The organism is Sphingobacterium shayense (assembly GCF_013179575.1).
GTDB classification, from domain to species: Bacteria; Bacteroidota; Bacteroidia; order Sphingobacteriales; family Sphingobacteriaceae; genus Sphingobacterium; species Sphingobacterium shayense.
Window position 1 is genome coordinate 1 of sequence record NZ_JABMCQ010000322.1, and the last position, 1,406, is coordinate 1,406.

Annotated in this window: 1 protein-coding gene; it reads right to left on the reverse strand. The window is 44.5% G+C overall.

Annotated elements, in window-relative coordinates; translation table 11 throughout:
• The coding region (locus HP439_RS19105) for an RHS repeat domain-containing protein (RefSeq protein WP_172391914.1) at positions 1–1,406 on the reverse strand (1,406 nt) is incomplete at both ends.

Genomic DNA, 1,406 nt, shown 5'->3' on the forward strand with positions numbered 1-1,406 from the left:
CCCAAAAACCATCCCCCTCGAATATCGTATAGGTCGCTGTTTGGGTAAAGGGATCTCCGATAATACTTATTGTCGTTCTCCCCACATGAAATTCAAATTCTGTCACATTTATCCCTTGTTTTGCTTTAAAGCGTCCCTTCGAAACCGCTTTGTGTAATTCAATAAATTTTGGTGATGATAAAATTTTCAGAAGAGAACTCTTACCGATGTTTGCCGGGAGCCCCTTACCCCAGTAATAATGTTTTACAGCTTCGAAATTACTATTAACAATAGCCCCCCTTTGATCCAGTGAAGAAACGCTTTTCGAAATATTCGTATACAAATCTATCTCGCGTTGCTCCACCAGGTGAGGCGCACGATTCGGCTTTCTAGCCGTTACATCAACGGGTGCTATTGATTGTCCCACATAAGTCGTATCAGTTAACAGCCCTGTCGGATCAACCATCAATAATGGATTGTTTAAACCATAATTGTATAATGATCCGTCTTCAAACATTTCCCCTAACGGATCTATTACCGACCATCGACCTATTTCAGCATTATAAAATCTGGCTCCATAATCGAGCTGGTCGAGCTTCAGTTCAACCTGTTTCTCTTTCCCGTTGTACTTATACAGATTGGACGCCGTATTCAAGCCGGCTCCCGTGTTCATCTCCATACCGAACGCATAGTAGTCCTGAATCTGTTTGACTGCACCGGTGTGATCGATTACAGCTCGGGTATTACCCAAGTGATCCTTTAGAAAATATTCGTAAATAAAAGAACTGCCACTCGGAAGGATCCTACCTTCCTCTGTCTGTATAAACTCGATTATCCCATTTTTATACTGGATGCCGTCTACGTACTCGGTGACTGCTGCGCCCAACGTTTTGGTCCGTTTGTTACCCAGCGCATCGTACGTATAGAGCAGATGCTGCGTACCCTTAACAAACTTCTTGGGTAAATTTAAATAATTATATTGGATCTCCGTAATTCCCAGACGGGAATCTGTTCTCCCGTTACCGTTGGCATCATAACTGAAGGTATTGCTCCGTGCGGCCGTTCCCGCGTCTGTGACTTTGGTCAGTTGGTTGCCCACATAGGTATATTTGAAATGATTATACCAGCCGGAGGATCCATTGGTCCGCCTTAACGTATCGATATTCCCCATCACATCATAAGCAAGCTCTTCGTTGAAGAAGTTGGTTTTGCCGGAAGCTGTATAGGCTGCCTTTTTCAGACGGCTGAGCATATCATAACTGTAGCTGTAGGTTTGAACAGGTGTCTGCGTCTGTCCTGCAGCTACCTTGGTATTCCACTGCACCGAGGCTATGTTCCCGTTGTATGCCCGCGTATTACCGCCATAGGTAAAAGTCATCCCGAAACGTTTCTTAGCTGAAACAGCCGCCGGATTATTGATTGAGGTG